This window comes from uncultured Methanobrevibacter sp., assembly GCF_900316895.1.
In the GTDB taxonomy this organism is placed as follows: domain Archaea; phylum Methanobacteriota; class Methanobacteria; order Methanobacteriales; family Methanobacteriaceae; genus Methanocatella.
Genome location: NZ_ONER01000127.1, coordinates 1 through 3088 on the forward strand (window position 1 = coordinate 1; position 3088 = coordinate 3088).

A 3088-nucleotide genomic window follows, 5' to 3' on the forward strand; every position below is an offset into this window, starting at 1 on the left:
AAAATTAAGTGTTCTTTAATCATAATATTTTTTATATCATTTTTCAAATGTCTGATTGATGCCAATTTGACAAAAATCACAATGTTTTTATATGTGGAATTATTACACTTTAGAGGTGGAATATATACACTTCACAAGTGGGATTATTCCATTTTAGAAGTGTAATAATTACACTTTAGAAGTGGGATTTTTGCTGTTTACAAGTGGAATTTTTGCTGTTCAGAAGTGGAATTTTTGCAAATGTACTTATTTATTAATATAAGATAACAAAATAAGATAACAAAATAAGAGGGGGACACGTTTTTTCAAAAAATTCTACAATCATGACAGGACACGTCATTTTCACAAGTTATTTTTTTTTCTTTTTATTTTTTTGTGATTAATTTCTTGAAAAGGAAAAGAGAAAAGAAATAAAATAAAAATAAGTTAAGGAAAACTTTATAAACAGGAATATAAAAATGAAAAACACAGCGACATTCCGACAGTTGGTTTATTGTCTCCGTCCGCAGATTAAGTGGATGAAGAAAAGAGAAAACAGGGAAAAAATAATAATTGCATTAGAAAAGGAAATTGCCCAAAAACTAGGGATCAGCGTTCAGGCCGTTATATTCTGGAGAAATTCAGAAAAGGTCCCAATGGAAAGGGTTGTTCAACTGTCGATGATATACAAGAAAGACATTTATGAATTTTTGGAAATTGAAAGCAATGCAGCAGAGGGGAAAGCAAATGATTAATGAATTAGTGAGTTTTAAGAATTTTGTTTTTTCCGGTGATTCCGGATTGTCAACAACCGAAATTGCTGTTCTGTTTTTCATTTTCTGCCAGGACAGAAAGAAATTTGTTTTTTATAAAAATGTCATGAAATCTGCATTGAATATCAAAGACGTGCGCACATTGAATCATGCGATTGATTCTTTAATTCAGAAAGGATTGATAAAAGCTGCACGGCAGATGTTTAGAAACGTCAAAGGTTATATTTTTTCAATCGTCGGAATTGACACTGATTGTCCGGCGCAGAATCAAATTGAATCACGTCCGACAATGACAGCCGAAGAACCAGAGCAAAAGGACGTTGACTGTAATTATTCAGAACCTGTTGCAGAAAACATTGCACCTGTTGATGTTTCAGTTTCTGTTTCAGATTCCGGCGCGGGCGTGGTGTCCGTGTCTCCGGCAGATGTTCCACCGGTTGACGGTTCCGGTGTTCCGGTTCTGGAACTGTCGACCGGCAGAGCAATGAACAGGAAACCGAATCAATACGATGACATCAAGGACATTCAGGACATGTCGGACGATGAACAAAACGCGTTGCAAGAATTGATGAAAGGGTTTGCGGTATGAAAAAAGAAGATGTATTGATTTTTATCGGTGTGATTCTGTTTTGTGTCGGATTTTCGGGATTATTGGCACATTCAGCAAAGCAGAGAAAAGCAGAGACACAAATTATTATCATGGTCGACCAGAACGGCCACATCATCAAAGAACTGACCATTGATGAATTACGGAAAGAGACAAGCGGAGAAATGAAACATGACAACAATTGATCTGATTGATTTAGCACTGTTCATTCTGTCTGCAATCGGTGTTTTCATCGTTATTCCGATCTTGATTTGGTATGACAACAAATAATTGATTGAAATTGAGGATTAAACAATGGAACTTGATAAGAGAATTATTGAAGGCAAAAAGCCGTTAGACTGTTTTGATGCCAAGGATGCCAGAAAGCAGTTTATAGGGAAGAAAGGATTTTTTGGTGCTCACGAATCACAATTTATGGATCTTGATTCCTGTCCTAAGTGCGTTCTTGACGAATTGAAAGAGGTTGATAACTATGCTGAATCCCCTTTTATGACAAGTTGCAATCATTGTTACAGATTTTTTTTACCTGAAGAATGGGTGAAAGAACCTGAAAAGAAGTATCGACCTTATACCCTTGCAGAATGGGTTGACCAGCACGAAATAGGTGAAGTAATCCATTATAGAGATAAGGATTACAAACAAGAGTTTTGTGTAATGTATTCAGGATATATTATTGATGACGGAGAAGATATCCAAGACGTTCGCACAATAGGCAGAATAGTGTTCATGTTCACAGCATATTTTTTAGAAGAATTATTTAAAGATTATGAAATTTGCATCAACGGCGAATGGCAACCGTTCGGAGTGATTGAGGAATAAAAAAATGAAAGACATTGAATTTGTTTCATATAACGGCAAATATCCGAATTTATGTTCCGGTGTCCTGACATTACGTGTCGATGGACAGATTCGTCAATTTGATTGGTGTCTCATATCCGGCGGTTATTGTAATGTTTTCGAAGATTTATGCACGATTGGTGAATGGGACATCAAGGACGATGTGTTCAGTGAATTCACGGAAAATGAAAAAGAATTAATTCGCGAATTAGTAAACCAAAATGTCAGACCAGGTTGTTGCGGGGGATGTTTATGACCATTACAGAATTTATCAAAGAACTTGAGAAAATCAAAGAAGAACACGGTGATTTGCCCGTTAAAATTCAATGTTATGACTCATTTTATGAGGAGTTTTTTCTCAGCGATTTAAGCCATCCTGAATATTACACCCCCGATGAAGAGGATAGAATAACCTTTCATGGCGCAGAAGAATGTGTACTTGTGGGTGAATAAGGAATTGAAATGGCTATGAAAATTGAAATTATACAAGGTTTTAATCCGGTAGATGTAGAAGAAAAGGTAAATGTTTTTTGTGCAAATAACGATATTTCCGTAAAAGACATCAAATTCAGAACCGAAGTAGATCCGTCAGGTGGATTATTTTACATTTTTGTAGTTATGTATGAAATTAAAGAAAGGAACTGTAAATGACCATTACAGAATTTATCAAAGAACTTGAGAAGATCAAAGCTGAACACGGAGATCTAGAAGTCGGCATGGTTAGTGCTTATACATGCGATGTCAATTTTGAAGTGATTGTTTGTAAAAGTGTTTGTTATAAGAATAAGCCTGAAAAGATTGAACCTGATACCGAATTAGAAGAAACACCATATTGTGAAATTTACGCTGAATATATCGACGAAGGTTATTAATAATGACTAAAGACATGAAG

Annotated in this window: 8 protein-coding genes; all 8 read left to right on the forward strand. The window is 35.4% G+C overall.

Annotation, left to right across the window (positions count from 1 at the left end):
• Window positions 1–518: 518 nt before the first annotated feature.
• The 8 genes from QZN27_RS09505 (at window position 519) to QZN27_RS09540 (ending at window position 3068) form a co-directional block, all read left to right on the forward strand.
• Window positions 519–734, forward strand: a complete 216-nt coding sequence (locus tag QZN27_RS09505) for a hypothetical protein (protein WP_296786895.1) — start codon at window positions 519–521, stop codon at window positions 732–734.
• The gene (locus tag QZN27_RS09510; RefSeq protein WP_296786898.1) at window positions 727–1341 is read left to right on the forward strand and encodes a hypothetical protein; all 615 of its coding nucleotides are present in this window, start codon (window positions 727–729) and stop codon (window positions 1339–1341) included. The genes QZN27_RS09505 and QZN27_RS09510 overlap by 8 nt, the downstream gene beginning before the upstream one ends.
• Window positions 1338–1544, forward strand: a complete 207-nt coding sequence (locus QZN27_RS09515; RefSeq protein ID WP_296786900.1) for a hypothetical protein — start codon at window positions 1338–1340, stop codon at window positions 1542–1544. The genes QZN27_RS09510 and QZN27_RS09515 overlap by 4 nt, the downstream gene beginning before the upstream one ends.
• A 109-nt stretch (window positions 1545–1653) precedes the next feature.
• Window positions 1654–2178, forward strand: a complete 525-nt coding sequence (locus QZN27_RS09520) for a hypothetical protein (RefSeq protein WP_296786903.1) — start codon at window positions 1654–1656, stop codon at window positions 2176–2178.
• A 4-nt stretch (window positions 2179–2182) separates the two neighbouring features.
• Complete coding sequence (locus QZN27_RS09525) at window positions 2183–2452, forward strand: hypothetical protein (RefSeq protein ID WP_296786906.1); 270 nt, start codon at window positions 2183–2185, stop codon at window positions 2450–2452.
• Complete coding sequence (locus QZN27_RS09530) at window positions 2449–2649, forward strand: hypothetical protein (protein WP_296786908.1); 201 nt, start codon at window positions 2449–2451, stop codon at window positions 2647–2649. The genes QZN27_RS09525 and QZN27_RS09530 overlap by 4 nt, the downstream gene beginning before the upstream one ends.
• 9 nt (window positions 2650–2658) lie before the next feature.
• A complete protein-coding gene (locus QZN27_RS09535) occupies window positions 2659–2847 on the forward strand; it encodes a hypothetical protein (RefSeq protein WP_296786911.1) in 189 nt (62 codons plus the stop codon).
• A gap of 65 nt (window positions 2848–2912) precedes the next feature.
• A complete protein-coding gene (locus tag QZN27_RS09540; RefSeq protein ID WP_296786915.1) occupies window positions 2913–3068 on the forward strand; it encodes a hypothetical protein in 156 nt (51 codons plus the stop codon).
• Window positions 3069–3088 lie beyond the last annotated feature (20 nt).